We start from the raw sequence: 26087 nt of genomic DNA on the forward strand, positions 1-26087 counted from the left end.
GTCCGGGAGGTTGTCCATGACGCGAACCTGGCGCACCGTCACGATGGCGAGCGCCGCGACGCTGGCCGCTGGGTCCGGTGCGGGCACCGCGTGGTGGGCCACCTATCGGCTGCTGGCGGCGCAGGCCGCGGTGGCCCGCGACCTCATCGGGCACGGGATCATCCGCCCGCCGGAGGCCGACGGCGTGTACACCACCGGTTGTGTCGTGCCCGAGCCGTGGCGCGCCGGTACCGGGTTCGACCTGCATCTGATGATCTTCGGCGACTCCACCGCGGCCGGGGTGGGCTGCGCGACGGCCGAGGAGGTGCCCGGGGTGCGGCTGGCCCGCGGGCTGGCCGAGACGACCGGGCAGCGGATCCGGTTGAGCACCAAGGCGATCTCGGGCGCCACCTCCAAAGGGCTGGCGGGTCAGGTCGACGCGATGTTCGTGGCCGGGCGGCCGCCGCACGTCGCGGTGATCCTGGTCGGCGCCAACGACATCACGAAGAAGCATTCGGTACTGCAATCGGCGCGGCGCCTGCGGCTGGCGGTGGCCCGGTTGCGCGCCGCGGGCAGTGTGGTGGTGGTCGGCACCTGCCCGGATCTCGGGTCGGTCGGGGCGTTCCCGCAGCCGTTGCGGACCGTCGTGCACGGCTGGAGCGCGCGGCTGGCCCGCGCGCAGGCCGCCGCCACCCAGGCCGGGGGCGGTCGCGCGGTGGCGCTGGGCGGGCTGCTCGGCCGCGACTTCCGCAGTCAGCCCGCGGTGTTGTTCTCGGCAGACGGGTTCCACCCCTCCGCCGCGGGCTACGAATTGGCCGCCGCACATCTTCTACCTGCGGTGTTGGTCGAGTTGGCGGCGGGGGAGCCGGTCGCCGCGGCGCCGGTTGTCCACTGAGCGGGATCGCGGTGGTCCGGTCGTGCGTGGGGATTCCGCGCGACGTACATTCGGTAGGGAACCGTTTTACCGAACAACGTTCGGTTAGTCGTCACTGACAAAGGAGACCTCATGCCCGAGGCCGTCATCGTTTCCTACGCCCGCTCCCCGATCGGCCGGGCCGCCAAGGGCTCCCTGGTGAGCATCCGCCCCGACGACCTGGTCACCCAGATGGTGCGCGCGGCGCTGGACAAGGTGCCGAGCCTGGCCGCCGCCGACATCGACGACCTGCACCTGGGCTCCGGCCAGCCCGCCGGCACCGCCGGATTCAACATGGCGAAGGTGGTCGCCACCAAGCTCGGCTACGACTACCTGCCGGGTACCACGGTCAACCGCTACTGCGCCTCCTCGTTGCAGACCACCCGGATGGCCTTCCATGCCATCAAGGCCGGCGAGGGCGACGTGTTCATCTCCGCCGGAGTGGAGACGGTGTCGCAGTTCCCGAAGGGCACCGCCGACGGCTGGCCCGACACCCACAACATCGACTTCGCCGAGGCCGAGGCGCGCACCGCGAAGCGCTCGCAGGCCGGTTCCGCGGACTGGACCGACCCGCGCGAGAACGACGAACTGCCCGACATCTACATCGCGATGGGCCAGACCGCCGAGAACGTCGCCCAGCTGACCGGCATCTCCCGCCACGAGCAGGACGAGTGGGGCGTCCGGTCGCAGAACCGCGCCGAGGAGGCCATCAAGTCCGGCTTCTTCGAGCGGGAGATCACCCCGGTGACCCTGCCGGACGGCAGCGTCGTCTCGACCGACGACGGTCCGCGACCGGGCACCACCTACGAGAAGATCTCGCAGCTCAAGCCGGTGTTCCGTCCCGACGGCACGATCACCGCCGGCAACGCCTGCCCGCTGAACGACGGCGCCGCCGCCCTGGTGATCATGAGCGACACCAAGGCCAAGGAACTGGGCCTCACCCCGCTGGCGCGGATCGTGTCCACCGGCGTGTCGGGCCTGTCGCCGGAGATCATGGGCCTCGGCCCGATCCAGGCCGTGCGCAACGCGCTGGCGATCGCCGGCAAGACCATCGGCGACATCGACCTGTACGAGATCAACGAGGCGTTCGCCGTGCAGGTTCTGGGCTCGGCCCGCGAGCTGGGCATGGACCTGGACAAGCTGAACGTCTCCGGCGGCGCGATCGCCCTCGGCCACCCGTTCGGCATGACCGGCGCCCGGATCAGCGCGACCCTCATCAACAACCTGCAGGCCCACGACAAGCAGTTCGGTCTCGAGACCATGTGCGTCGGCGGCGGCCAGGGCATGGCGATGGTCATCGAGCGGCTCAGCTGAACCTCGCGAAGCCGCCCGGGTCCCCGCGTAAGTGCCGTGGTGACCCGGGCGGTCGCATGTCCGGGCACTTACCCCACGGGTAATCGCCTGCCGCCTCCCGTTGCGGAAACATCGAGGGCATCAACGTAGTAGCCGACAGGAGCCGGAGATGCCCGGATATGCCGTAGCCCATCTGTACAACGTCGACGCCAACGCGCAGGTCGCCGAATATCTCCGCCGCATCGACGGCACGCTGGCGCCGTTCGGCGGGCGGTTCATCGTGCACGGCGGGCGGCAACTCGTCGCCGAGGGGCCGGCGGACGCGGTGCCGATCGTGATCGAATTCCCGGACTACACCGCGGCCGAGGCCTGGTACCGATCGCCGGAGTACCAGGCGATTCTGCGCCTGCGCACCGACAACGCCGACGGGATCGCGACGCTCGCCGACTACTGCGGCGACGATCACATCGCCACCGACGTGCTCGGTGCCGGCGCGCCACACAGCTGAGTTGCGGTTCGGATCGCTCGATGCGGGAACGCACGGAACGGCCGGTCCCCGAAGGGAACCGGCCGTTCCTGTCTCACGCCGTCCGGGCCGTCGCCCGGGACGTCAATCGTTCTGCAGATAGCTCAGCAGGCGCAGGATCTCCAGGTACAACCAGACCAGGGTGACGGTCAGGCCGAAGGCCACCTGCCAGGCCGCCTTCTCCGGCGCGCCGGCGCGGATGAGGCCGTCGGCCGCGTCGAAGTCCAGCAGGAAGCTGAACGCGGCGATGGCGATCACCACGAGGCTGAACACGATCGCGATCGGGCCGCCGTCGCGCAGGCCGAAGCCGCCGGGGGTGAAGAACGCGGCGATCGCGTTGCCCAGGGCCAGCACCAGCACGCCGATCAGCGCGCCGACCATGATGCGGGTGAACCGCGGCGTGACCCGGATCGCGCCCGTCTTGTAGACGATGAGCATGCCGAAGAACACACCGAAGGTGCCGAGCACGGCCTGGGCGATCATGCCGGAGCCGCCGACCCCGCCGTGCCCGCCGAAGCGGACGTTGGCCAGCAGGAACGACACCGCGCCCAGGAACAGACCCTCGAACGCGGCGAAGGTCAGGACGAAGGCGGGGCTGGTCTGCAGCCGCGGCGAGAACATGGTGACGAAGGTCATGCCGAACGCCACCAGCCCGGCCAGCGCGAACAGGCCCGCGAGGCCGTGGTTCGCGGAGGTCAGCGCATAGGAGACGATCGCGGTGATGGTGACCACGCCGAGGCTGATGCCGGTCTTGGTGACGACATCGTCGATGGTCATCGGTCGCGTCGCCGGCGCCGTCTGATACGGCTGGTTGCCGTACTGCGCCTGCTGCCCGCCGAATTGGCCGGTATCGACCGGACCGAACCCGGCGTTTCCACCACCCTGCCGCTGTGGCAGGTTTCTGAAGATCGGGTTGCTGGTGGTCCTCATGACAGCCTTTCTCCGGAAGTCGCGAGCCACGTCCGTCGTGGTCGTTCTGAGTATCCAACGTCCGGGCCTCGAAGTGAGTTCCGAAATCCGAGAAAAAAGCCGACAAATCGGACTATGAGTCGGTGTTGCCGGGCTCGGGCGGCGTGTCGTGCAAGCCCCGGACCGAACGGGTGACGGTGAACTTGGCGTTACGGCTCACGATCTCGGTCCTGCCGACCATCCGCTGCATCACGCCGCGGTAGTTGAGATGTGTGTTGTACACGGTCCACAGTTCGCCGCCCGGCCGCAGGACCCGCCCGGCCTGTCCGAACATCTTGATCGCCGAGCCGGTGTGCACGGCCGCGCCGACGTGGAAAGGGGGATTGCAGAGGACCAGATCGGCGCTGCGGTCGGCGAGTCCGGTCATCGCGTCGTCGCGGAGCACGCACACGCGGTCGGCCACGTCGTTCGCGACCGCGGTGGCCCGGGCCGAGGCGACCGCCGCCGCGGACTGGTCGGTGCCGACGACGGTGATATGCGGGCGTGCTTTGGCCAGCGCGACCGCGAGAATGCCGGTGCCGCAACCGAGATCGACGGCGTCGCTCGCATCGGGCTTCATCCGCCGCAGGTGGTCCAGGAGGAAGCGGGTGCCGATATCGAGCTTCGGCCCGGAGAACGCCGCTCCGTGCGCGACGACCTCGAGGTCGATCTCGTCCAGCTGCCGGCGCACCGGATACGGCGGCTCGCCGAGCGGCCTGGGCCCGCTCGCGAGCAGGATCCGGGACTTCTGCCGGCCGCGGCTGGCCCGCACCGACGCGAACGACTCGGCGAGGACCTCGTTCATCGCCGGAGTGAGGTATTTGTCGCGGGCCCCGGCGAAGACCTCGACCTCCGGCGCGGCGTACCGGGCCACGGCGTCGGCGATCTCGGCCAGTCCGGCCAGCATGCGCGGCAATCGCAGCAGCACCACCGTGACGCCGGCGAGCAGTCCCGGGCCCAGCGTCTCCGCCGAGTACCGGTCGGCCAGCCCGACCGCGCGGGCGTTGTTGGCCAGCGCCAGCTCACCGGTCAGCAGATCCTGGTGCACGCGGACGTCGCGGAGGTCGTGTGCGGCGATGGCGCCGAGGGTGAGGGCGCCGTAGCCGTCGTCGACGATGGCGACCCGGCCGCTGCCCGCGGCGGCCAGCGCGTCGGCGGCGACGTCCAGCAGGAGCCGATCGGCGGCATCGACCGCGTACAGGTTCACGGCCTCTACATCGGGATGGCGCCGCAGGCGGCTCAGCACGTCGTCGACTTCCAGCACTCCTACAGTGTGCTAGACCGTTGCCGTGTCGTCACCACGACCCCAGGGGTCGCACATTTACCATCTGCCCCATGCGTAACAGGCTGCTATTGACGGTCCTCGCGGGATTCGCGCTGCTGACCGGTTGCTCGGAACATTCCCCGGCCCCGGCTCCCGGGCCGGCGACCCAGCCGCCGGCCTCGGCGGCTGAACCGGCTCCGGCGGTGCCGAAATCGGCCGACGACGCTCTCGCCTCCCGCGACGCGCGGCTCACGGTGACCGGCGTGCGTCTGGAGCATCTGCCGGGTATCGACCGGGTCGTCTACGAACTCGGCGGCGCCGGCGTCCCCGGGTGGCAGGTGCAGTACACCGGGCAGCCGTTGCAGGACGGTAGCGATACCGCGGTGCCGGTGGCGGGCAAATCGGTCCTCGAGGTGCGGATCCTCGGTTCGGCCTACCCGTGGGACAGCGGGGTGGACGAGTACGACGGGCCGGATCCGGTGACCGACGCGGGCGTGCCCGGTATCGCCGGGGTCTACGGGACCCAGGTGTACGAGGGCGTCACCCAGTCGTTCATCGGCGTCCAGGGCGATCGACCGGCCTACACGGTCTCGGGCGAGCCCACTCGGCTCGTCATCGACATCGCCACCACCTGAACCAGGGTCGCGGCGATCGCCCGACTTCCGCCGGAATGTCGTGGCGATCGCTCGACCGGCGTCGGGCGAGCGTGTGGCGGACCACGGGTCGCCGCGGGCACGCCGCCGGGCGATCGCGCGGCCGAGATCTGGATGGCGGGTCGTCACCGGCGTGCGGCATGGTCGAGCGAACCGGGGTCGTCACCGGCCTGTCGCTCGACGATCATGCGGCCGCGATCCCCGCGGCGATCGGATTCAGGCGGGGATGTTCTCGGCCGGGGTATCCGTGTCGACGGGCATGGACGGGTCGGCCGGTCCGACGGGCGCAGTCCTCTCGGCGGTGCGGTCCGCCGTCTTCTCGTCGACCGGGGCGGGCTTCGGTGCCTCGGGCGGCGGCCCGACGACGTCGAAGGATCCGTGCACCGGGGTGGCGGCATTGTTGGTCGTCACCGTGACCTCGATGTGGCCGGGCCCGGTGTCCTGGTACAGCGAGTAGAGGATGCTGCCGTAGATGCCGGACACGACGGTGACCCGGTAGTCCCCGGTGGCGCCGGTGCCGATGTTGCGCCAGGAGACCGTGGTGTCCACCTCGCACAGCGGAGCCAGCGGATAGTCGCCCGGGCCGACGCCCTGGACGGGCAGGGACTGGATGTTGAGTACCGCCCGGCCCGGATAGTCGGGGCTGGTATCGGCCCAGGTCCGGATGTTGCCCCAGCAGGCGCCGCCGTAGAACAGCGTCTGGATCTGCGGGAATTCGACGGTCTGGGCACTCGCGGAGCCGGGCACCGCGAGCGTGACGAGGGCCCCGAGGGCCCCGAGCGCGGTGGCGGAAGCGGTCTTCGGAATCCTCACGGCGGCGATGATAAATGCAAACCGAACTTCGCGCGGCGGTATGGCCGGTGCGCCTCGACTGTGATGTCGGCGACAGCCCACCCCGGTCGTGGCGGGTGCCACGGCAGGGCGGTCGGTCGCTTCTGCAACGATGGATGCCATGCGCATCGCGAACCATGTCGTCGATCTCATCGGCAACACCCCACTCGTTCGACTGAACTCCGTGGTGGAGCCGAATTCCGGCCTGGTGGCGGCGAAGATCGAATACCTGAATCCCGGCGGCAGCTCCAAGGACCGTATCGCGGTCAAGATGATCGATGCCGCCGAGCGGGACGGTCTGCTGCGGCCGGGCGGCACCATCGTCGAACCCACGTCCGGGAACACCGGGGTGGGCCTGGCCCTGGTCGCGCAGCAGCGCGGCTACAAATGCGTCTTCGTCTGCCCGGACAAGGTCAGCGAGGACAAGCGCAACGTGCTGCGGGCCTACGGCGCCGAGGTGGTGGTCTGCCCGACCGCCGTGGCGCCGGAACATCCGGACAGCTATTACAACGTCTCCGACCGCCTGGTCCGGGAGATCCCCGGCGCCTGGAAGCCGGATCAGTACTCCAATCCCGGTGGCCCGGCCAGCCACTACGAGACCACCGGTCCCGAGATCTGGCGCGACACCGAGGGCAAGGTCACCCACTTCGTCGCCGGCGTCGGTACCGGCGGCACCATCACCGGCACCGGCCGCTACCTCAAGGAGGTGTCCGGCGGGAAGGTGCAGATCGTCGGCGCCGATCCGGAGGGTTCGGTGTACTCGGGCGGCACCGGCCGGCCGTATCTGGTCGAGGGCGTGGGCGAGGATTTCTGGCCGTCGGCCTACGACCCCGAGGTGCCGGACGAGATCATCGCCGTCTCCGACGCCGATTCCTTCGAGATGACCCGCCGCCTGGCCCGCGAGGAGGGCCTGCTGGTCGGCGGATCCTGCGGGATGGCGGTGGTGGCCGCGCTGCGGGTGGCCGAGCGTGATCCCGACGCGGTCGTGGTGGTGCTGCTGCCCGACGGCGGCCGCGGCTATCTGTCGAAGATCTTCAACGACCAGTGGATGAGTTCCTACGGCTTCCTGCGCACCCGCCTGGATCCGACGTTGCCGGAGCCGCTGGTGGGCGCTGTGCTGCGCGGCAAGTCGGGCGCCCTGCCCGATCTGGTGCACACCCATCCGCAGGAGACGCTGCGCGACGCGATCGAGATCCTGCGTGAATACGGTGTCTCGCAGATGCCGGTGGTCGGCGCCGAGCCGCCGGTGATGGCGGGCGAGGTGGCGGGCAGTGTCACCGAGCGCGATCTGCTGTCGGCGGTCTTCGAGGGCCGTGCGCACCTCACCGATCCGGTGTCGAAGCATATGAGCCCGTCGTTCCCGCTGATCGGCTCGGGCGAGCCGGTCTCGTCGGCGACCAAGGAGCTGGAGTCCACCGACGCGCTGATGGTCGTCGAGGACGGTAAGCCGATCGGCGTCATCACCCGGCACGATCTGCTCGGGTTCCTGTCCGGCAACTAGTCGGCACACTCTCGTTCGACAACCCCGGTGGCTGCGGCCGCCGGGGTTTTCTCGTTTTCGCGCCCGTCCGGCGATCGTGCGACGGCGCGAGCCGGGTCAGACGGTCCGCGCGCGCCCGGATCAGGTCGCCGCGCTCCGGTCGCGAGGGCCGGGATGCCGGTCTCCGAGCGTCGCCGAGCCGATATCAATGCCCGATTCCCGGTCCGTATGGACCTTCTGCACCGAGTCTTCAGCGTGACCTGACAGGGTCCAGCGAACTTCTGATTCGGACAAATCGGGCCACTCGGTATCGACCGGGTAACTTTTTGTGTGATGCACGTCACTTTAAGGTTTCGGACAAAGTGCCTGATGGGAGCAATATTTTGCTTTCGAACAGACCTTCAACCAAGGCCAGTTCACCTTCAGTTCAACTTTGGTTTCTATCGATTTAACTTTGCGAGATCAGGCTGTGATCTGTCGGTTAACAGACCGCAAGTCTGGAAAGCTCAAGGAGTTGTCAACGCTTATGTGGAACACGACGGCGACCGCAGTGCCCCTCCGGCACCGCAGCCGCAGCGTCTGCCGCAATCGCGCGCGCATCTCGCTTCGCCGCCGGGTCGCCAGCCCGTCAGCTGCTGAAGTCGCGTCAGTGTCGGTGGAGAGCCAGAGTCCTCTTCGCTGAGGGAAGCGCAAGCTTCCCGGTCTCCCTTTCAACAGCAAAGCCACGCTCAGCCATTTGCGGGCGAACCCTTCCGAGGGTAACGCCCTGGTTCAGTGCTGCCTGTGGCAGGCCGGTGACGGCCGACGTCCCCAGATAGGAACCACGAACACATGTCTGCAAGCACCATCAAGTCCAGTCGCGTCAAGTCCGCCGCTCGTACCGCCGGTGCCGGCGCCCTGGCCCTGGCCGCCTTCGCGGCCATCACCTCCGCCGGTGGCCACCGCAGCACCGAGCTGCAGCCGGTCGCCCTGCAGTCGACCCTCGCCGCCGCCGCCGATGCGGTGACCGCCAAGGCCAAGCCGATCGACGACCCGGTGGCCGACGTCACCCCCGATTTCGATCCGGCGCAGGTGGACGATCCGGCCCCGGCCGCGATGCAGGAGCCGGCCCCGGCGCCCGCGCCCGCCCCGGCCGTCTACTCCAACGACCTGGACGGCTGGATCCACCAGGCCATGGACATCCTGAACTCGCGTGGCGTCCCCGCCAGCTACGACGGCATCTACCGCAACATCATCCGCGAGTCCGCGGGCGACCCGCGCGCGATCAACCTGTGGGATATCAACGCCATCAACGGAATTCCGTCGAAGGGCCTGCTGCAGGTGATCGACCCGACATTCCAGACCTACCACGTCGACGGCACCTCGTGGGACATCTACGATCCGGTCGCCAACATCGCCGCGGCCTGCAACTACGCCGCCGCGCGCTACGGCTCGATGGACAACGTCAACTCGGCGTACTGATCCGCGTTCCGTTCCTCACACCGTTTCCGGCCGTGACCTCGAAAAGAGGTCGCGGCCGGCGGCATTTCGGACAAGTTCACGATCTCGGCAATACTCGTGCAAATGGGATGAGCGGGTGTTCTACTGAGACCAGCACCACCCTCTCCAGCAGCCACGGCAGTCGGCCGGGCGCGCCTGAATGCGAAGGGAAAGGTCGTGAACACCTCCACTGTGGCTATCGATTTCCAGAGGGGATTCACGGACGCGTGGAGTTCGGTCGCGACGTTCGTCCCGAAACTGGTGGGATTTCTCGTCATCCTGGCGATCGGCTGGATCATCGCGAAGGTGGTCTCGCGAATCTGCGACCGGGTGCTGCGCCGGGTCGGATTCGATCGCCTGGCCGAACACGGCGGAGTCAACCGGATGCTCGCGAACAGCCGGTACGACGCCACCTCGATGTTCAGCAAGCTGATCTACTACGCCATCCTGTTGATCACCCTGCAGCTCGGCTTCGGCACCTTCGGCCCGAACCCGATCAGCCGGATGTTCGACGGCATCGTCTCCTGGCTGCCCAAGGCGGCCGTGGCGATCATCATCGTCTGCGTCGCGGCCGCGGTCGCGCGGGTGGTGATGGACCTGGTCTCGAACATGCTGAGCGGCCTGTCCTACGGCCGGATGCTGGGCCGCATCGCCGCGGTGTTCATCTGGGGTATCGGCATCATCGCCGCCCTCAACCAGATCGGCGTGGCGACCTCGGTCACGACTCCGGTGCTGGTCGCGGTGCTGGCCACGATCGCCGGTGTGCTGATCGTCGGTCTCGGCGGTGGCCTGATCCGGCCCATGCAGCAGCGCTGGGAGCACTGGCTGGACACCGTCGAGGGCGAGATGCCCGAACTGCGCGGCCACGCCGAGGCGTACCAGCGCGGGCGTGAGGACGCGGCGCGGCAGCGACAGTGGTCGGCGACGCCGCAGGCCGGTTATCCGCAGGCCACCACGACGGCCTCGGGGTATCAGTACGGCGACCAGTCCGGTTACGGCCGGTCGTAACTCCCGGGGGCCGGGAGCGGCCCGATCACGAGAGGAGCCCGAGCATCCGCTGCCGGCGGATGCTCGGGCTCATCTCTGCGTTTTCGCGCGGGGCGCGGGGGCGAGCAGGCAGACGGCGGCCAGCCGCATCGGCAGCCAACCGGCCTCCGCCCAGCCCGCCGCGTCGTGCGGCGCGCGGACGGCCTCATGGCCGGCGTGTTCGACGAGACCCCGGGCATATCCGGCCAGCAGCACGGTGACCGGCACGGTCGTGGAATTCTCGATTCCGAAATCGAGAATGTCGCGAACCGCGGCCGCGTGCTGATCGAGAGTCGCCGACAGCGCGGGAACCACCTTCGCGGCGTCGGCCGCCGGATTTCCGTGCGACAGTTGCAGGCGGCTCAGAGTCTTTCGCGCCGCCACTTCAGCCATCACAGGTCCGATCGAGAACACGTTGTCACTCTATCGGTTATCCGATATTTATCGCACTGTGATGAATATCGTACGAATTTCGTCCGGGTTATTTTCCGGTTATTTCACCGTCCGCGCGATGGCCCGGTACCGTGGCCGCCCGCCCCGAGCGACCGTTCCGTAGGCTCTCGGGTATGACCGACGATTTGCTGGGGTTCTCCACCCGCGCCGTACACGCGGGCTACGACCCGGATCCGCGCACCGGCGCGGTGAACGTGCCGATCTACGCCAGCTCGACCTTCGCCCAGGACGGGGTGGGCAGCCTGCGCGGCGGCTTCGAGTACGCGCGCACCGGCAACCCCACCCGTTCCGCGCTCGAGGCCAATCTGGCCGCGCTGGAGTCGGGCCGCCACGGCCGCGCCTTCGCCTCCGGCATGGCGGCCACGGACTGTACGTTACGAGCCACGCTGCGGCCCGGCGATCACCTGGTCATCCCGAACGACGCCTACGGCGGCACCTTCCGCCTGATCGACAAGGTCTTCACGAACTGGGGTATCGAGTATTCGGTGGCCGCGGTCTCCGACCCGGACGCGGTCCGCGCCGCGATGCGGCCGAACACCAAACTGGTGTGGGTCGAGACGCCGACCAATCCGCTGCTCAACATCGGTGACATCGCCGCGCTCGCCGATATCGCGCACGCCGGGCGGGCCCGCTTGGTGGTCGACAACACGTTCGCCTCGCCGTACCTGCAGCAGCCGCTGCACCTCGGCGCGGACATCGTGCTGCACTCCACCACCAAGTACCTCGGCGGGCATTCCGATGTCATCGGCGGCGCGCTGATCACCGACGACGCCGAGCTCGACGCCGCGTTCGGCTTCCTGCAGAACGGCGCGGGCGCGGTGCCCGGCCCCACCGACGCCTTCCTGACCCTGCGCGGGATCAAGACCCTGGCGGTCCGGATGGACCGGCACTGCGACAACGCCGAGACGCTGGCCGAATTCCTGGTCGATCATCCGGCGGTCGAGCAGGTGATCTACCCCGGCCTGCCGCAGCATCCCGGTTTCGCGGTCGCGCAGAAGCAGATGCGCCGGTTCGGCGGCATGATCTCGGTGCGCCTGCGCGGCGGCCGGCAGGCGGCGCTGGACTTCTGCGCTCGCACCCGGATCTTCACCCTCGCCGAATCGCTCGGCGGAGTGGAATCGCTGATCGAGCATCCCGGCGCCATGACGCACGCGTCCACGGCCGGCTCCGCGCTGGAGGTGCCGGACAATCTGGTGCGTCTGTCGGTCGGCATCGAGGACGCCGCCGATCTGCTGGCGGATGTGCAGCAGGCGCTGAGCTGACCCGTTCCCGGACACCGACGGCCGCACCGGATCCGGTGCGGCCGTTCGGCTTTCCCCCGCCGATCGGGGACACGATCGGCCGTGGCGTCTCAGCTGTGGTACGGCTCCGCGCTGAGCAGCGTCACCTTCATGGTGTTGCCGTTGGGGAGCGTGTACTCGCGGGTCTCGCCGACCTTGGCGTTCAGCAGTGCGCCGCCCAGCGGCGAGCTCGGCGAGTAGGTCTCCAGATCGGACTGGCCCAGACCCTCCTCGCGGGTGCCGATCAGGAAGGTCTCGGTATCGCTCTCGTCGCCGTCGTAGTAGACCTTGACGACCGAGCCGGGCAGCGCGACACCCGCCTGCGACGGCGGCACGCCGACCTTGGCATTGTTCAGCAGTTCCTGCAGCTGGCGGATGCGGGCCTCCTGCTGGCCCTGCTCCTCGCGAGCCGCGTGGTAGCCGCCGTTCTCCTTGAGATCGCCTTCTTCGCGGCGTTCGTTGATCTCGGCCGCGATGACCGGACGGTTGGCAATGAGCGCGTCGAGTTCGCCCTTGAGCCTGTCATGCGACTCCGGTGTGAGCCAGGTCACGTTCGTCTCAGTCATCTCGATCAACTCCCTAGTAGTTGTTCCCGGCGGGCCCGGGATTTCTGATACCCGCTGCCCGTACCCGCTCTGGGTCGAGCGCATACGGCAGCATGACGGCTGGAGCGATCCTGGGGGGATGTCCCTCGAACCCCGGCAGGTTCCGTTCCGCGGGCATTGTGTGCCCGGAACCGACAGCGCTGGCCGCCAATGCAGCAAACACGGCTCCGATGTTCGGAACCGTGTATCGGCCCATTCTACCACGATTCATAAATTCGCAGGTCGGAGTGGGTCTTCGTGGGCGTTTCGCGGCTGAAACGTGGTGTGGAGCGGTCGAGCGCGGTGGTGCTTCCGGGTAACGACGGAGTACCCGATCAGCCCGCTTTCAGATATGCCGGGACGTTGCCGCCGCATCCGTACACGTTGCCGTTGGCGGGCCGGGCGGTGCCGCGGACCGGGACGTTCACCTCTACGGTCCCACTGCTCGACGGCGGGATCAAAACCTCGCGACGTCCGAGTTCGTTGCCGTCGGCGTCCATCGCCCGGACGAAACAGACGGCCGGCCGCTCCGGGTGGGTCCGGGTCACCGTGAAGTGGACGTCGACCGTGGAGTCGTTCACCACCGAATAGCCGAGTTCGTCCGGTTGGATGTCCTTGGGCCCGAATTGGCGGTATCCCACATAGGCCACGAGCAGTCCGAGCAGCACCACCACCGCGCCGAGCACGAACGGAATCCGGCGCCGCCGCCGGGGTCCGGTGCCCCGGGCGCCCGGCCGCCCGGCATTCCCGTAGCGATCGGCCACCCGCCGGACGGGTTCGGCGGCGGGATCGAATTCGGGTGTGGTCTCGTTCATAGTGGTGGACCCTCCCGGGGGGTAGGTCGGATTGCGCGTGGGTCGGATGGAACTATAGGGAACGGGCAGCTGCGCCCCTTCCGCCCGGCGGTTCCGCCGCCGGTATCCCAGCGCCGGGACGACGCAGCGGCGGCCCCCGAGACGACACGGCGAAAGCGACGAGATGACGACGGTGAGCGACGAGGTGAACGAGAAGTGAGCGGCCTTCGTCTCATGGCGGTGCACGCCCATCCCGACGACGAGTCCAGCAAGGGCGCCGCGACCACCGCGAAATACGCCGCGGAGGGCGACGACGTGCTGGTGGTGACGCTCACCGGCGGCGAACGCGGCTCGATCCTCAATCCCGCGATGGACATCCCCGGCGTCCTCGACCGCATCGAAGAGGTACGCCGCGAGGAGATGGCCGAGGCCGCCAAGGCGCTCGGCGTGCGACAGCACTGGCTCGGCTTCCGCGACTCCGGCCTGCCCGAGGGTGATCCGCCGCCCCCGCTGCCGGAGGGCAGCTTCGCGCTGGTGCCCCTGGACGAGGCCACGGAGGCGCTGGTCCGGCTGGTGCGCGAATTCCGGCCGCACGTGATGACCACGTACGACGAGAACGGCGGCTATCCGCACCCCGACCACATCATGTGCCACAAGGTGTCGGTCGCCGCCTTCGAGGCCGCCGGCGATCCGGAGCGCTTCCCCGACGCGGGCGAGCCCTGGACCCCGCTCAAGCTCTACTACGACCACGGCTTCAGCCTGCAGCGGCTGCTGACCTTCGCCGACGAGTACGAGAAGATCGGCGATCCGTTCCCGATGCAGGAGTTCCTGGACCGCATCCGGGCCGCGGCCGCCGAGCGTGGCGACATCATGACCCGGGTCACCACCCAGATCGAATGCGCGAAGTACTTCCCGCAGCGCGACGACGCGCTGCGGGCGCACGCCACCCAGATCGATCCCAACGGCGCGTTCTTCGCGATTCCGCTGGAGATGCAGCAACGCCTGTGGCCCACCGAGGAATTCGAGCTCGCCCGGACCCGGGTGCGCACGGAGATCCCCGAACACGACCTGTTCGCCGGGATCCGGGAGGCCGACGAGACCGCGACCACCGCGGTGGAGGACGAGTCCTGATGTTCACCCTGCTCGCGCAGTCGACCAATCCGACCGGCCCGGAATTCGGCAAGGCCTCGCCACTGGGCCTGGTCATCGTGCTGATCCTGCTGGCCGGCACGGCCCTGCTGATCCGCTCGATGAACAAGCACATCAAGGGCCTGCCCGCCGAGTTCTCCCCGGAGCATCCGGAACCGGATCAGGAAGCGGATGAGGGTACCGAACACGGTGTGGCGCATCCGGATTCGGGAAAACCGGCCGATTCCGGAACTCCCTGAAGGCTGTTCGGCCGGTACCTGTTCAGTACCGCAGTCCGGGACGGCGACACAGGTCGCAGTCGCAATCGAAGTACCCGATCCCGGCGCTGCCGCGCGCGCCGCGGCGCTCGGCATCCTCGAGATCGACGAACCAGGGACGGCGAGTGGGCGCCGTCCCTGGCGAGGGAGAGGACAGCGTGTTCTTCATATCGGGTAAATACCCATTCCGGGCCCCCGGCTCGATCACGTTTCGGTACGCGACCCGGGAATTCTCCGTCAGGACAGCTCGGCGAGCGCGCCGGTGATCACGGCCGCGACCTCGTCGGGGTGGGTGTGCATCACCAAGTGCGGTGCGTCGAGTTCGACGACCGCGCGCAGTCCGGCCCGCTCGTAACCGAACCGCTCGACCTCCGGATTGATGGTGTGGTCGGCTGCGGAGACGATTCCCCACGCGGGCTTCGTCTTCCATGCCGCGACCGACGCGGGCTCGGTGAAGGCGGCGGCCGACAGCGGCCGCTGCGAGACCGCGAACACCCGCGCCCGGACCGGATCGACGCCGGCCGCGAAGATCGCCGGAAAGGCGTCCGGCTCCACCGAGACATCCGTACCCGGCTCGCCGTCCGCGACCGGGTACGGCGTGTAGACCAGATGCGCCGCGAGGTCGGAATCGGGGAAGCCGCCCTGCAACGCGCCCAGGCTCTCACCCTCCTCGAGCACGTAGCCCGCGACGTAGACGAGCCCGATCACGTTGTCGGCCGCCCCGGCCACGGTGATCACCGCGCCGCCGTAGGAGTGTCCGGCCAGCAGGACCGGCCCGTCGATCCGCTCCACGACCGCGCGCACCGCGGCCGCGTCGGCGGCCAGGCTGCGGTTGTAGACCGGTGGTACGAATACCGGAACTCTTTGTGCGAGAAGTCGTTCGGTCACCGGTGACCAGCTGGCCGCGTCGGCGAAGGCACCGTGGACCAGGACGACGGTGGGGGAGGGCATGCGTTTCCTTTCGTCGGTGTGCGGCGATGACCCGCTGCCCATGAAGTCTCGATCCGCACCCCCGCGGGCGCCCCTCGCTCCGGGCCACGAATCCACCGGTTCAGGACACGGCCCGATCCTCGTCCACGAACGGTTCCGTCGACCGGAACCGCTGCTGATACTTGCGCGGCGAGATTCCCAGCCGCGCGACGAAGGCCCGCCGCAGACTCTCGCTGTTACCGAATCCGGCCGCGATGGCGGTCTCCGTCACCGAGTGCCCGGCGTGCAGCAGATCGCGGGCCGTGCAGAACCGCGCGAACACCACGTAGTCGGCGGGCGAGCGCTCCAATTCGGTGCGGAACAACCTGGTCAGATGCCGCGGACTGATGCGGGCGTGCGCGGCCAGCGTCTGCACGGTGTGCGGGTACGCCGGATCGGCCCAGATCAGATCCGTCACCCCGCGCACCAGCGCACTGCGCGGCGCGGGCCCGCTCAGCGAGGCCGAGAACTGCGACTGCCCGCCCGCGCGCTGCATGTAGACCACCAGCGACTGGGCCACCCGCCGCGCCACATCCGGCCCGTGATCCTCCTCGACCAGCGCCAGCCCCAGGTCGATCCCCGCGGCCACCCCCGCCGAGCTGTACAGATTCCCGTCCCGCACGAAGATGGCATCCGCCTGCACGTCGACCGCCGGGTACCGATGCGCGAGCTCACGCGCGAACTTCCAATGCGTGGTGGCCCGCCGGCCGTCCAGCAGCCCGAGTTCGGCCGGTACGAAGGCGCCGCTGCAGATGGAGGCAAGCCGGCGGGTGCGCGTCGAGAGCGTGAACGCCGCCGCCAGCAGCCGGTCGGTGACGAACCGGGCCGGCGGCAGCTCACTGCCGGGGATCACGACGGTGTCGAATCGCCCGGCGTCCGTCGCCGCGCCGCCGACCTCCATCCGGCCGCCGATCGAGGTCTGCACACTCTCCCCGTCCGGTGAGATCAGCACCACCTCGTAACCCGGCACCGAATGACCGGCCTCCACGAAAACCTCTGCGGGCCCGGCGAAATCGAGCATCTTGACGCCGTCGAAGACCAGGAAGCCGATGCGTCGGTGCGGTGGTCCCGGGATCGATGACATGTCCACCATTATCCCGGCCCCGTGCTGCCGGAATGATGTGATCTTCGCTGCTCACGAGGGTCCTCCGCACGGATCGCCGGGTGTCTCGTTTTCAGGGATTCCTGGCCCGTTCAGCGGGGCCGTGACGCCGCGCCACCGCCAGACTCGAGTGGCTCGCCGCGGCGGGCGCCGACGCGACGAAAGGGACAACGAACATGGCAGGCAATCCGCACGGGATCTCTCTCGAACCGGCCGCACAGGATTTCGTGGACGCCACCTCCGAGCCGCCGTTCCTGTATCAGATGCCACCGGAGGAGGGCCGCAAAACCGTTGACGGCGTCCAGGATTCGGAGATCTTCAAGCCGGAGATCGACGAGGAGTGGATCACCGTGGACGGCGGCCCCACCGGATCCGTGCGCGCCCGGATCGTGAAGCCGAAGGACGCCACCGGCCTCCTCCCGGTCATCGTCTACACTCACGGCGCCGGCTGGGTCTTCGGCGACGCCCACACCCACGACCGCCTGGTCCGCGACCTGGCCGTGGGCGCCCGGGCGGCCGTCGTCTTCCCCGAATACGATCGCTCCCCCGAGGTGCACTATCCGGTCGCCAACGAACAGTCCTATCGCGTGGTCCAGTGGGTCACCACCGAGGGCCCGAGCAAGAACCTCGACCCCACCCGCATCGCGATCGCGGGCGACTCCGTCGGCGGCAACATGGCCATCGCCCTCACCCTGATGGCGAAGGAGCGCGGCGACGTGTCGTTCCGTCAGCAGGTGCTGTTCTATCCGGTGACCGACGCCGCCTTCGACACTCCCTCGTACCACGAATTCGCGACCGGCTACTTCCTGACTCGCGAAGGCATGCAATGGTTCTGGGACCAGTACACCACCGACGAGGCCGACCGCGCGCAGATCACCGCCTCCCCGCTGCGGGCCACCCCCGAACAACTGGCGGACCTCCCGCCGGCCCTGATCATCACCGCCGAGGCCGATGTGCTCCGGGACGAGGGGGAGGCCTACGCCGCCAAACTCCGCACCGCCGGCGTCCCGGTAACCCAGGTCCGCTACGGCGCCATCACCCACGACTTCGTGATGCTGAACACCCTGCACGACACCAATGCGGCGAAAGCCGCTGTGGCACAGGCGGTCGCGGCCCTGTCCGCGGCACTGCACGACTGACCGTCCCGGGTTCGCCGGTCCGCTCGCCCGGACCGGCGCTCCGAGCCGGCGGATTCAGCCTTGTCCGGTGCGGGTGTCGTGCGCATCCACCGAGCCCGCCAGGAGATCGGTCAGTAGCGAGCGGGTGTTCTCGTCGTCCAGCCGTGCCCGCTCGGCGCTGAGCTCGACCGTCGTGCCGTCGGATCGAGACACATTCACTGTGAGGTCACCGGGCTGGGTGCGGATCCACGCGACGAGCGCGCCGGCCAGCGCCATCGCCGCGCCGTCGGACCGCAGCGCGACCGTCACCGTCTCGATCGCCGAACCGAGTGTGCCCACCGGTGGCACCTTGCTGATCAGCCGCACTCGGCCGCGCAGCGTTTCCTCGGCCGCCAGCCGGGATCGCAGCGTGTGCAGGTCGCTGCTGTTCCCCGATGTCACAACGGATACGGATTCCGCCACGTCCACCTGTCCACCCCTCGGATCGCCTCGAGCGACGCCAATCTAGCACCGAACAGCTTGCGCGGGCCCACGTTTCGCGATCCGACGTCCGAGCCGCAGGCGATTCATCGGCAACTACGGTGCCGCCCAGTTCAATCCAGCCGCGGCGGCGGCTTCGCCGAGACGCTTGTCGTAAGCGACGAAAGACGTCAGGTCAGTGGCCAATTCGAGGGCGGTGGCCAGATGGATCGCGTCGAGACTTCGCACTGTCGCCGGCGATACCGCGGCAGCGTTCGCCCGAACGATGCCGTCGATCTCGACGATGTCCACTCGTGCCAACACTGCGGGGACGTGCACGAGGTCCCCAGGCGCGGCGATCCGCACGGCGCGAACCAACTCGACCTCTACGAGCGCGGAAGCGACCCAGGGGAGGTCGGGACGTTCTCCGAGCCAGTGTCTGAGCGCGTCGGTCTCAGGCTCGAGGCGAACCAACTTGACCAGTGCGCTGGTATCGAGATAAAGCATCAGTACCGCTCACCGTCGCGGAGTTCCTGAAGTGCGGCGTTCACCTGGCTCGCATCATCGACCGCCTCCGACCTGCCTCGGCGGTGAAGATCTGCGAGCAGGTCGGCGCGGCCTCTCGTAGCGGGTCGGATACGTCCTTCGGCTGCCAGGCGAGCCCGCATATCCTGGACCCGGTCCACCGGGACGATTCGGCCTATGATGCGGCCACGTTCGGTGATGTCGATTGTCTCTCCCGCCTTGACCAGCGCCAAGGCCCGTGCCGTGTGGTGCGACAGTTCACGAATCGGAATGGCCGTCATGCCCCGAGTGTGTCACAAAAATGTGTCACATGTCAGGGTGTGGGAGGCTGGTGGGGTGAATCGGCTCGGTGGCGCGACCTCGCCCTATTTGCGGCAGCATGCGGACAACCCGGTGGCCTGGCGGCAGTGGGATGCCGAGGCGCTGGCCGAGGCCGCGGCGCGGGATGTGCCGATTCTGTTGTCCATCGGATATGCCAGTTGTCACTGGTGTCATGTCATGGCCCACGAGTCGTTCGAGGACGAGGCGACCGCGGCGGTGATGAACGCGAACTTCGTGTGCGTGAAGGTGGATCGGGAGGAGCGGCCCGATCTGGATGCCGTGTACATGGCGGCGACCGTCGCCATGACCGGGCAGGGTGGCTGGCCGATGACGTGTTTTCTCACGCCGGCCGGGGATCCGTTCTATTGCGGGACCTATTACCCCAAGGAGCCGCGTGGGGGGATGCCGTCGTTCACGCAGTTGCTCGAGGCGGTGCGGGAGACGTGGCGGAATCGGCGCGGTGAGGTGAACGAGGCGGCGGGGCAGGTGGTGGCGGCGTTGCGGTCGCAGGCCGACGGGTTGCCGGAGACCGATGCGAGTGTGACGCCGGAGTTGCTGGAGCAGGCGGTGGCTGCGGTGATCCGCGATGTCGATTCGCGCAACGGCGGATTCGGGGGTGCGCCGAAGTTTCCGCCGTCGGCGTTGCTGGAGGGGCTGTTGCGGCACGTCGAGCGCACCGGTGACGAGCAGGCGCTCGCGGCGGCCGCGCTGACCGCCGAGGCGATGGCGCGGGGCGGCATCTACGACCAGTTGCGGGGTGGGTTCGCGCGATACTCGGTCGACGCCGCCTGGGTGGTACCGCATTTCGAGAAGATGCTGTACGACAATGCGCAATTGCTGCGGGTGTACGGTCATCTCGCTCGGCGGTTCTCGAATGTGACTGTGGGACAGTTGGGTTCGTCCTCCGTGCGGGTGGCTGCCGAGACGGCTCGATTCCTGATCGACGATCTGGGTACCGCCGAGGGCGGGTTCGCCTCGGCTTTCGACGCCGACACGCACCTCGAGCCCGGGGCGCCGGGGGTCGAGGGGGCCACGTACGTGTGGACGCCCGAGCAGTTGCGGGACACGCTCGGTGCGGACGACGGTGATTGGGCCGCAACGTTTTTCAATGTCACCGCCGAGGGCACCTTCGAGCACGGGAGTTCGGTGCTCACCCGGTACCGCGACCCGGAGGATCCCGAGCGGTTCGAGCGGATTCGGGAGCGGTTGCGCGCGGCCCGGGATCGGCGACCGCAGCCGGATCGGGACGACAAGGTGGTCACCGCCTGGAACGGCATAGCGATCACTGCGCTCGCCGAAGCTGGTGCGGCGCTGGGGCATTCGGAATGGGTCGAGGCGGCTGCCGGTTGTGCGCGGTATCTGCTGGCCGAGCATGTCCAGGGTGACCGGGTGGTGCGGGCCTCGCTGGGCGGGGTGGCCGGTTCGGCGCCCGGCGTGCTGGAGGACTACGCCTGGCTGGTCACCGGTCTGCTCGCCCTGTACCAGGCCACCGGCGACCCACAGTGGCTTGCTCCCGCCGAGCGTCTGCTCGATGCCGCCATCGAGCTGTTCGCCGACTCCGCGCAGTCCGGCAGCTGGTTCGACACCGCTGTCGACGCCGAATCGCTGGTCACCCGGCCTCGTGATCCTTTCGACGGCGCCACCCCGGCCGGCGCCTCGGCACTCGCCGAGGCGCTGCTGACCGCCTCGGTGCTCACCGGCGCCGAGCGGGCCGGGCGCTATCGGGCACTGGCCGACGCCACTCTCACCCGTGGCGCGATCGTGCTGGCCCGCGCGGCGCGCTCCGGTGGCCATTGGCTGGCCGTCGCCGAGGCGGCTCTGGCCGGGCCGATCCAGGTCGCGGTCGCCCTGCCCGATGACGCGGAGGCGGTCGAACTGCTCACCGCCGCACGTCGTTTCGCTCCCGGCGGCTCGGCAGTCCTTGCCGGACAGGAGAACTCGAGCCCCTTGCTGATCGACCGACCGCCTGTCGCCGGGCGGTCCGCCGCCTATGTCTGCCACGGCACCGTGTGTGATCTCCCGGTCACCGAACCGGCGGCATTGGTCGACGCACTGAATGCGGTCCGCTGATCGGAGACCATGGGGTCGGCCGACTTGCGGTGCGTCGGCCGGGGCTCGCGATGCCCGTCGGCCGCGCTCACGCCGAACTCGGCCGGGTCCCTCGGCCGATCGGAGAGCTCTGCGAAAGTTGGGCCGTCTGCCTTCGGGTTTCGGTCGGATGGTCCTCGATCGTTCAGGTGGCGGAGTCCCGCCGGCCCGGCCACCAGGCCTCGTGTCGGCGAGAGGACTCCACTCGGGCGGCGACCCGGGACGGTTCGGCGAAACGCTTGCCCGATCGGCCGCGGTCGAAAAGGGTTGGCGGGGGAGACGTGCCGACTGATAGTGTCCCGGACACCGTGACATCCAGCGAGGAGGTGAGACCCGTGAACACTGTGTCCATGTGGGGCCTCCCTGTCGTCGTCACGGTTTGGCGAACGATGTAGCCGTCGCCGGGAGTGCCTCAGCAACAAGGCAATCCCGAAAGGCGACGTCCGATGAACTTCGCGAATTCCTCACCCGATACGGGTGGATCCACCGTAACCATCACCCGAGTTGCGGAAACACAATGGCACGCGGTGGCCGATGACCTGGTGGTCGGCCGCGCCGAAGCCTCCCGGCGGCCCGACGGCAGGGTATTCCTCAGCATCGACGCATGGCATGAGGCGGTCTTCGACCGGCTGGCCGAGGCGATGGTGCCGAATCTGCCGACACCGCTCCACACGATCGTCGACGAGGTCGACATCGACCTGCGAACCGCTTGGGAGCGTGCCGGTTTCACCGCCGGTCGCCGGGAGTGGGAATATCTCGTATCCACCGACCCACGGGTCGCCGGGCGGGGTGCGGCCACGGATCTCGGGGAGGTGATCGTCCTGCCACTCGGTGCGCTACCCGAAGAACCACTTCTTCAGGCGTACAACATGATTCGTGCCGAGGTCGGGCCGGACCGGATGCCGGTCGAGATCACGGACTGCCGGGGCGGGGCGGCGATTGATCCGGCCCGATACGCGGTCGCGGACAGGTCCGGCGACATCGTCGGCCTGCTCCGGATCGTCTCGCGCCGTCGCCACGCGCGGATCGAATTCGTCGCCGTGCGCGCCGGACATCGCCGCCGCGGCATCGCCCGAGCCCTGCTCACGGGGGTTCTGGACGAACTGCACCGGTCCGGGATCGGCACGGTGTCGGCGTACGTCGACGCCGGCAACACCGCCGCCGTGGCACTGTTCGACGGACTCGCCGGCCGCCGTGCAGGCAGCAACATCGAGTTGGTGCTGCGATGAGCGATCGGGCGAACGGCAAGGGCATCGAGATCGAGGGCACGGTCGTCGAGTGCCTGCGTAACGCCACGTTCAAGGTGGAACTCCCGAACGGGCATACGGTACTCGCGCACATCAGCGGGAAGATCCGGAAGAACTACATCAAGATCCTGCCGCAGGACCGGGTGCTCGTGGAGCTGAGTCCCTACGATCTGGCCCGTGGCCGAATCCTGTTCCGGTATCGGACATAGGGCTGGACCGTGCCGGGCACCCCGGTGCCCGGCACGGTTGCGCTGCCCCGGCCGATCCGGTTCCGCCGTGCCGGTCCGGAAACCGTGTGTACCGACCACGAAAGCCGGTTCGGCTGTGTCCGCACCGCCCACTGCTGCCGGGCAAAGGCTGGTAGTCCTCGCGGCTCGGCCCGGCCGCAGCGGGGTCGGTGGCTGTGGCTCTGGACGCACTGCGGTTGAATCGATTCCGCTGTGCGTAGTCACAGGTCGGCTGTACCTTCATGAAATCGACTGTGCTGACGAAGAATTCGATCGCAGCGGCATCGAGACGATCGGGTCACAGGGTTCGGCCCGGGGGTGCTTTGCACATCCTTCACAGGTGCGGTTGTGCCGATGAGGAAGGTGACTGTGTCGGCAACGGGTCACCGGTGTCGATCAGGGGGTCGGCTGTGCCGGTCTCCGGGTCCGGGTAACCCCCCACGGGCGCGGCGGTATCGGCGATGGGGCCGGTCGCCTCGGCTATCACTTCCACCGTGCCGGGCGATGGTTCCGCCGAACGGCCGAGCTCGGCCGCATCGGTGCCGGGAACGTCCGGTGTGGTGTCAGGGACGCCCGGCGCGATGAGGGGAAGGCCCGGCGCGGTGGAGGGAAGGCCTGGAGTGGCGCCGGGAAGATTTGGCGCCGAACCGTTCTCGCCGGACGAACCCGCCGGGATATCCGTGAAGCAGTCCGTCGGCTCCAGCCGGCCGCGCAGGTGGATGGTTTCGTACCGTCGCCAGTTCGCGCCTTCGGCATCGGTGGCGGCGTCGATCACCGCCCGGCTCACCAGGATTCGCCGCGGCACCCGTTTGGCCTCGCTGGTGAGGCGCGCCGCCTCGTTGACCGCGTCGCCGATCACGGTGAACTCCAGCCGGGTGTCGGTGCCGACATCACCGGCGAACACCAACCCGCGCGCCACCCCGATGCCGATGTCGAGTTCGGCGGCCGCGAGCACCTCGTCGCGGATCCGGCGGGCGGCCCGCAAGGCGGGAGTCGCGTTGTCCGCCATGGGAACCGGCGCACCGAAGATGCACAGCGCCGCGTCTCCCTCGAACTTGTTGACCAGGCCGCCGTTCTCCTCGGTGGCTGTGACCACCGTCGCCAGCAAACGGTTCAGGGTGGCGACGAATTCGCGCGGCGGCAGCCCGGTGGACAGTTGCACCGATCCCGTGACATCGACGAACAGGGTGGTCACCTCGCGCAGGTCGCCGGTGAGGTCGGCGCCGCCGGCGAGGGCGCGTTCGGCCACCTCCGGGCCGACGTGGCGGCCGAAGACCTCCCGCATGCGTTCGCGCTCACGGAGATTCGCGACCAGTTCGTTCACCGAATGTTCCAGCCGGCCGATCTCGCTGGTGCTGCCGATCGGGACGGCGACGTCGAGGTCGCCACGGGCCACCCGGTCCACCGCGCGGCGCAGCAGCCGCAGCGGTTCGGCGACGGCCAGCGCGAGGGTCGCGGTCGCCAGCGCGCCCACGACGATGCTGATGGAGGCCAGGTAGATGCCGGTGCGCACCCGTTCCGCGGTGCCCGCCTCGGCGTCGGACAGCACGGTGATCAGGCCCAGCATCGGCACCGCCGCCGACACGATCCACGACACCACCACGCGGTTCAGGACGGTGGAACTCCAGTGCATCGCGGAACCGAGCACGGCGGCCACCGCGGGGATGGTCGGCCGGATCATCCGATCGACGATCAGGAAGGTCAGACCGGCCGATTCGAATGCGCCGAGGGTGAACATGCCGAGCACAGTGGGCAGCGCCCGGCCGTCGATCTCGCGGGTGAACAGGACGCCCGCGATGAGTACGCCCGGCAGCCAGATCGCCAGTGCCCGTGCGGTGATCGCGATCGGCAGTTGCAGCAGGCGACGCGCTTCCGCCGGTCCGGGCCCGCGGTCGGCGTCGAGCCAGCCGAAGTAGTGGTCGCGGTCCCGCACGGCCAGCACGATTCCGGCCAGCGCGCCCAGTGCCGGATAGATCGCGATCCGGGACACCGCCGCCATCCAGTCCGTGCCCATCCGGCCGAGGAATCCGCTGAGCCACAGCTCGGTGACGATCACGGCGAGGCCGCTGAGGTTGCAGGCCATCACCACCGTCGACAGGCCCCAGCGTGCCCGCAGCGCCCACAGAATCAGCCGGCCCATGAGCGTCTACGGTAGTACCAGCCACACCGCCACGTAGTGACATATCGCCGCGAGAACCGTTGCCGCATGGAAGAACTCGTGGTGACCGAAGACCCTGGGCCACGGATCGGGCCATTTGGCCGCGTACAGGATCGCGCCGACGCTGTAGGCGATGCCGCCGACCAGCAGCAGGACCATCGGCGTCACTCCGACCCGATGGGTGAGCGTGGCCGCCACCGGCACGATCGCCCAGCCGAGCAGCAGATACAGCGGTACCCCGACCCAGCGTGGCGCGGTGGGCCACAACAGTTTCAGGGCCACGCCCGCCGCCGCGCCGATCCACACCACGGTCAGCAGCGTGACGCCGGCCCGCCGCGGCAGCCCGAGCAGCGCGAAGGGGGTGTAGCTGCCCGCGATGAACAGGAAGATCATCGAATGGTCGGCGCGCTTCATCCGCATCCGGGTGCGGTCGCTGCGCCAGGTCACCCGGTGATAGGTGGCGCTCACCCCGAACACCCCGCACACGGTCACCGCATACACCAGGGTGGACCAACCGGCCAGGGCGGACCGCGTCGCCGCGACGGAGACCAGCACGGCGCCCGCGACGGCCGCGAAGCCGACGGCGTACGTGTGGATCCACCCCCGCATCAGCGGTCTGACCACGGCCTCCACGGCCGCCGGAACGCCGGTCACCGGCCCATCATCCACGGACACGTACTTACCTCCCGAGTAACCTACGGTTCCGTAGGTTTGCTTCGTCACTGTACCGCCCCGCCCGACTTGCACCCGGCGGGCCACGGCTGATTTGGTGGGAGTACACGGGTGCCTTCCCTGGGGCCTGCCTACCCGGCCGCACTAGGGTATGACCTGTGCCAGCCACCGCGGCTCCGACTCGTGCGGCCGAACTCGCGGAGAGGTGAACCAGCATCGCGCAGAGGCGGACGAGTATGGAGAACGCGGAGAGGCGGTCGAGCACCTGTGACGGACAGCCGAGGCCGAACCG

General features: G+C 68.9%; 27 protein-coding genes. 14 read left to right on the forward strand and 13 right to left on the reverse strand.

Annotation, left to right across the window (positions count from 1 at the left end):
• Positions 1 to 16: 16 nt before the first annotated feature.
• From NRB56_RS20230 to NRB56_RS20240, 3 genes are all read left to right on the forward strand, one after another.
• The gene (locus NRB56_RS20230; RefSeq protein WP_153344561.1) at positions 17 to 874 is read left to right on the forward strand and encodes an SGNH/GDSL hydrolase family protein; all 858 of its coding nucleotides are present in this window, start codon (positions 17 to 19) and stop codon (positions 872 to 874) included.
• Positions 875 to 985: 111 nt separating this feature from the next.
• Positions 986 to 2206 (forward strand): acetyl-CoA C-acetyltransferase, encoded by a 1221-nt coding sequence (locus NRB56_RS20235; protein WP_153344563.1) that lies wholly within the window; start codon positions 986 to 988, stop codon positions 2204 to 2206.
• 148 nt (positions 2207 to 2354) lie between these two features.
• A complete protein-coding gene (locus tag NRB56_RS20240; RefSeq protein WP_153344565.1) occupies positions 2355 to 2693 on the forward strand; it encodes a DUF1330 domain-containing protein in 339 nt (112 codons plus the stop codon).
• Between the two features lie 102 nt (positions 2694 to 2795).
• Here the strand turns inward: NRB56_RS20240 and NRB56_RS20245 are convergent, their stop codons facing one another.
• Together NRB56_RS20245 and NRB56_RS20250 are read right to left on the reverse strand one after the other, a co-directional pair.
• Positions 2796 to 3641: a Bax inhibitor-1/YccA family protein gene (locus NRB56_RS20245; RefSeq protein ID WP_153344567.1), complete on the reverse strand. Its 846-nt coding sequence runs from the start codon at positions 3639 to 3641 to the stop codon at positions 2796 to 2798.
• A 112-nt stretch (positions 3642 to 3753) separates the two neighbouring features.
• The gene (locus NRB56_RS20250; RefSeq protein WP_319943257.1) at positions 3754 to 4923 is read right to left on the reverse strand and encodes a class I SAM-dependent methyltransferase; all 1170 of its coding nucleotides are present in this window, start codon (positions 4921 to 4923) and stop codon (positions 3754 to 3756) included.
• A 71-nt stretch (positions 4924 to 4994) separates the two neighbouring features.
• Here NRB56_RS20250 and NRB56_RS20255 point away from each other — a divergent pair, with 71 nt between their 5' ends.
• The gene (locus NRB56_RS20255; protein WP_153344569.1) at positions 4995 to 5558 is read left to right on the forward strand and encodes an AMIN-like domain-containing (lipo)protein; all 564 of its coding nucleotides are present in this window, start codon (positions 4995 to 4997) and stop codon (positions 5556 to 5558) included.
• Positions 5559 to 5792: 234 nt separating this feature from the next.
• On the opposite strand, the gene NRB56_RS20260 is transcribed toward NRB56_RS20255, so the two are convergent.
• Complete coding sequence (locus NRB56_RS20260) at positions 5793 to 6389, reverse strand: hypothetical protein (protein WP_194290918.1); 597 nt, start codon at positions 6387 to 6389, stop codon at positions 5793 to 5795.
• Between the two features lie 139 nt (positions 6390 to 6528).
• Between NRB56_RS20260 and NRB56_RS20265 the strand changes: the two genes are divergently transcribed.
• From NRB56_RS20265 to NRB56_RS20275, 3 genes are all read left to right on the forward strand, one after another.
• Positions 6529 to 7908 (forward strand): cystathionine beta-synthase, encoded by a 1380-nt coding sequence (locus NRB56_RS20265; protein WP_153344571.1) that lies wholly within the window; start codon positions 6529 to 6531, stop codon positions 7906 to 7908.
• An 810-nt stretch (positions 7909 to 8718) separates the two neighbouring features.
• A complete protein-coding gene (locus tag NRB56_RS20270) occupies positions 8719 to 9348 on the forward strand; it encodes a transglycosylase SLT domain-containing protein (protein WP_153344572.1) in 630 nt (209 codons plus the stop codon).
• A gap of 195 nt (positions 9349 to 9543) precedes the next feature.
• Positions 9544 to 10374, forward strand: a complete 831-nt coding sequence (locus tag NRB56_RS20275; RefSeq protein ID WP_319943258.1) for a mechanosensitive ion channel family protein — start codon at positions 9544 to 9546, stop codon at positions 10372 to 10374.
• Positions 10375 to 10443: 69 nt separating this feature from the next.
• On the opposite strand, the gene NRB56_RS20280 is transcribed toward NRB56_RS20275, so the two are convergent.
• Complete coding sequence (locus NRB56_RS20280) at positions 10444 to 10785, reverse strand: DUF6401 family natural product biosynthesis protein (protein ID WP_153344576.1); 342 nt, start codon at positions 10783 to 10785, stop codon at positions 10444 to 10446.
• Between the two features lie 173 nt (positions 10786 to 10958).
• Between NRB56_RS20280 and NRB56_RS20285 the strand changes: the two genes are divergently transcribed.
• Complete coding sequence (locus NRB56_RS20285) at positions 10959 to 12107, forward strand: cystathionine gamma-synthase (protein WP_153344578.1); 1149 nt, start codon at positions 10959 to 10961, stop codon at positions 12105 to 12107.
• 89 nt (positions 12108 to 12196) lie between these two features.
• On the opposite strand, the gene greA is transcribed toward NRB56_RS20285, so the two are convergent.
• Entirely contained in the window at positions 12197 to 12691 is a 495-nt protein-coding gene (gene greA, locus NRB56_RS20290; protein ID WP_153344580.1) for a transcription elongation factor GreA, read from the reverse strand.
• Positions 12692 to 13044: 353 nt separating this feature from the next.
• Positions 13045 to 13524, reverse strand: coding sequence for a DUF4307 domain-containing protein (locus tag NRB56_RS20295; protein ID WP_153344582.1), 480 nt, complete (start codon positions 13522 to 13524; stop codon positions 13045 to 13047).
• A 195-nt stretch (positions 13525 to 13719) separates the two neighbouring features.
• Here NRB56_RS20295 and mca point away from each other — a divergent pair, with 195 nt between their 5' ends.
• The gene (gene mca, locus NRB56_RS20300) at positions 13720 to 14634 is read left to right on the forward strand and encodes a mycothiol conjugate amidase Mca (RefSeq protein ID WP_319943259.1); all 915 of its coding nucleotides are present in this window, start codon (positions 13720 to 13722) and stop codon (positions 14632 to 14634) included.
• A complete protein-coding gene (locus tag NRB56_RS20305; RefSeq protein ID WP_153344584.1) occupies positions 14634 to 14891 on the forward strand; it encodes a hypothetical protein in 258 nt (85 codons plus the stop codon). The genes mca and NRB56_RS20305 overlap by 1 nt, the downstream gene beginning before the upstream one ends.
• A gap of 255 nt (positions 14892 to 15146) precedes the next feature.
• Here the strand turns inward: NRB56_RS20305 and NRB56_RS20310 are convergent, their stop codons facing one another.
• Together NRB56_RS20310 and NRB56_RS20315 are read right to left on the reverse strand one after the other, a co-directional pair.
• Positions 15147 to 15860 (reverse strand): alpha/beta hydrolase, encoded by a 714-nt coding sequence (locus tag NRB56_RS20310; protein WP_153344586.1) that lies wholly within the window; start codon positions 15858 to 15860, stop codon positions 15147 to 15149.
• Positions 15861 to 15960: 100 nt separating this feature from the next.
• Positions 15961 to 16962 carry a GlxA family transcriptional regulator gene (locus NRB56_RS20315; RefSeq protein ID WP_227838079.1) on the reverse strand — a complete coding sequence of 334 codons (1002 nt, stop codon included), beginning with the start codon at positions 16960 to 16962 and terminating at the stop codon, positions 15961 to 15963.
• A gap of 194 nt (positions 16963 to 17156) precedes the next feature.
• On the opposite strand from NRB56_RS20315, the gene NRB56_RS20320 reads away from it, so the two are divergent.
• The gene (locus NRB56_RS20320; protein WP_153344590.1) at positions 17157 to 18119 is read left to right on the forward strand and encodes an alpha/beta hydrolase; all 963 of its coding nucleotides are present in this window, start codon (positions 17157 to 17159) and stop codon (positions 18117 to 18119) included.
• 54 nt (positions 18120 to 18173) lie between these two features.
• On the opposite strand, the gene NRB56_RS20325 is transcribed toward NRB56_RS20320, so the two are convergent.
• From NRB56_RS20325 to NRB56_RS20335, 3 genes are all read right to left on the reverse strand, one after another.
• Positions 18174 to 18539: an effector-associated constant component EACC1 gene (locus NRB56_RS20325; protein WP_319943260.1), complete on the reverse strand. Its 366-nt coding sequence runs from the start codon at positions 18537 to 18539 to the stop codon at positions 18174 to 18176.
• 135 nt (positions 18540 to 18674) lie between these two features.
• A complete protein-coding gene (locus NRB56_RS20330) occupies positions 18675 to 19064 on the reverse strand; it encodes a type II toxin-antitoxin system VapC family toxin (protein ID WP_153344594.1) in 390 nt (129 codons plus the stop codon).
• Positions 19064 to 19363: a type II toxin-antitoxin system Phd/YefM family antitoxin gene (locus NRB56_RS20335; protein ID WP_153344595.1), complete on the reverse strand. Its 300-nt coding sequence runs from the start codon at positions 19361 to 19363 to the stop codon at positions 19064 to 19066. The genes NRB56_RS20330 and NRB56_RS20335 overlap by 1 nt, the downstream gene beginning before the upstream one ends.
• On the opposite strand from NRB56_RS20335, the gene NRB56_RS20340 reads away from it, so the two are divergent.
• The 3 genes from NRB56_RS20340 to infA all read left to right on the forward strand — a co-directional run bounded on the left by NRB56_RS20340 (position 19362) and on the right by infA (position 22947).
• A complete protein-coding gene (locus NRB56_RS20340; protein WP_153344597.1) occupies positions 19362 to 21473 on the forward strand; it encodes a thioredoxin domain-containing protein in 2112 nt (703 codons plus the stop codon). The two genes, NRB56_RS20335 and NRB56_RS20340, sit on opposite strands and share 2 nt — an antisense overlap.
• A 545-nt stretch (positions 21474 to 22018) precedes the next feature.
• Positions 22019 to 22720 carry a GNAT family N-acetyltransferase gene (locus tag NRB56_RS20345; protein WP_319943261.1) on the forward strand — a complete coding sequence of 234 codons (702 nt, stop codon included), beginning with the start codon at positions 22019 to 22021 and terminating at the stop codon, positions 22718 to 22720.
• Entirely contained in the window at positions 22717 to 22947 is a 231-nt protein-coding gene (gene infA / locus NRB56_RS20350) for a translation initiation factor IF-1 (RefSeq protein ID WP_153344601.1), read from the forward strand. Before NRB56_RS20345 ends, infA begins: the two co-directional genes overlap by 4 nt.
• A gap of 352 nt (positions 22948 to 23299) precedes the next feature.
• Here infA and NRB56_RS20355 read toward each other — a convergent pair whose 3' ends face one another.
• Together NRB56_RS20355 and trhA are read right to left on the reverse strand one after the other, a co-directional pair.
• A complete protein-coding gene (locus tag NRB56_RS20355; RefSeq protein WP_227838081.1) occupies positions 23300 to 25105 on the reverse strand; it encodes an adenylate/guanylate cyclase domain-containing protein in 1806 nt (601 codons plus the stop codon).
• 6 nt (positions 25106 to 25111) lie between these two features.
• The gene (gene trhA / locus NRB56_RS20360; RefSeq protein ID WP_153345135.1) at positions 25112 to 25732 is read right to left on the reverse strand and encodes a PAQR family membrane homeostasis protein TrhA; all 621 of its coding nucleotides are present in this window, start codon (positions 25730 to 25732) and stop codon (positions 25112 to 25114) included.
• Positions 25733 to 26087 lie beyond the last annotated feature (355 nt).

Origin of the sequence: Nocardia aurantia, from assembly GCF_009604425.1 — a bacterium.
GTDB classification, from domain to species: Bacteria; Actinomycetota; Actinomycetes; order Mycobacteriales; family Mycobacteriaceae; genus Nocardia; species Nocardia aurantia.

What these genes read in the sequence shown, in the direction of transcription:
- greA (WP_153344580.1), bottom strand. Translation starts at nt 12,691, where the DNA reads ATGACTGAGACGAACGTGACCTGGCTCACACCGGAGTCGCATGACAGG.
- NRB56_RS20230 (WP_153344561.1), top strand. Translation starts at nt 17, where the DNA reads ATGACGCGAACCTGGCGCACCGTCACGATGGCGAGCGCCGCGACGCTG.
- NRB56_RS20265 (WP_153344571.1), top strand. Translation starts at nt 6,529, where the DNA reads ATGCGCATCGCGAACCATGTCGTCGATCTCATCGGCAACACCCCACTC.
- NRB56_RS20280 (WP_153344576.1), bottom strand. Translation starts at nt 10,785, where the DNA reads ATGGCTGAAGTGGCGGCGCGAAAGACTCTGAGCCGCCTGCAACTGTCG.
- trhA (WP_153345135.1), bottom strand. Translation starts at nt 25,732, where the DNA reads ATGCGGGGGTGGATCCACACGTACGCCGTCGGCTTCGCGGCCGTCGCG.
- NRB56_RS20310 (WP_153344586.1), bottom strand. Translation starts at nt 15,860, where the DNA reads ATGCCCTCCCCCACCGTCGTCCTGGTCCACGGTGCCTTCGCCGACGCG.
- NRB56_RS20285 (WP_153344578.1), top strand. Translation starts at nt 10,959, where the DNA reads ATGACCGACGATTTGCTGGGGTTCTCCACCCGCGCCGTACACGCGGGC.
- NRB56_RS20305 (WP_153344584.1), top strand. Translation starts at nt 14,634, where the DNA reads ATGTTCACCCTGCTCGCGCAGTCGACCAATCCGACCGGCCCGGAATTC.
- infA (WP_153344601.1), top strand. Translation starts at nt 22,717, where the DNA reads ATGAGCGATCGGGCGAACGGCAAGGGCATCGAGATCGAGGGCACGGTC.
- NRB56_RS20255 (WP_153344569.1), top strand. Translation starts at nt 4,995, where the DNA reads ATGCGTAACAGGCTGCTATTGACGGTCCTCGCGGGATTCGCGCTGCTG.
- NRB56_RS20335 (WP_153344595.1), bottom strand. Translation starts at nt 19,363, where the DNA reads ATGACGGCCATTCCGATTCGTGAACTGTCGCACCACACGGCACGGGCC.
- NRB56_RS20270 (WP_153344572.1), top strand. Translation starts at nt 8,719, where the DNA reads ATGTCTGCAAGCACCATCAAGTCCAGTCGCGTCAAGTCCGCCGCTCGT.
- NRB56_RS20315 (WP_227838079.1), bottom strand. Translation starts at nt 16,962, where the DNA reads ATGTCATCGATCCCGGGACCACCGCACCGACGCATCGGCTTCCTGGTC.
- NRB56_RS20340 (WP_153344597.1), top strand. Translation starts at nt 19,362, where the DNA reads ATGCCCCGAGTGTGTCACAAAAATGTGTCACATGTCAGGGTGTGGGAG.
- NRB56_RS20320 (WP_153344590.1), top strand. Translation starts at nt 17,157, where the DNA reads ATGGCAGGCAATCCGCACGGGATCTCTCTCGAACCGGCCGCACAGGAT.
- NRB56_RS20240 (WP_153344565.1), top strand. Translation starts at nt 2,355, where the DNA reads ATGCCCGGATATGCCGTAGCCCATCTGTACAACGTCGACGCCAACGCG.
- NRB56_RS20355 (WP_227838081.1), bottom strand. Translation starts at nt 25,105, where the DNA reads ATGGGCCGGCTGATTCTGTGGGCGCTGCGGGCACGCTGGGGCCTGTCG.
- NRB56_RS20295 (WP_153344582.1), bottom strand. Translation starts at nt 13,524, where the DNA reads ATGAACGAGACCACACCCGAATTCGATCCCGCCGCCGAACCCGTCCGG.
- NRB56_RS20245 (WP_153344567.1), bottom strand. Translation starts at nt 3,641, where the DNA reads ATGAGGACCACCAGCAACCCGATCTTCAGAAACCTGCCACAGCGGCAG.
- NRB56_RS20330 (WP_153344594.1), bottom strand. Translation starts at nt 19,064, where the DNA reads ATGCTTTATCTCGATACCAGCGCACTGGTCAAGTTGGTTCGCCTCGAG.
- NRB56_RS20235 (WP_153344563.1), top strand. Translation starts at nt 986, where the DNA reads ATGCCCGAGGCCGTCATCGTTTCCTACGCCCGCTCCCCGATCGGCCGG.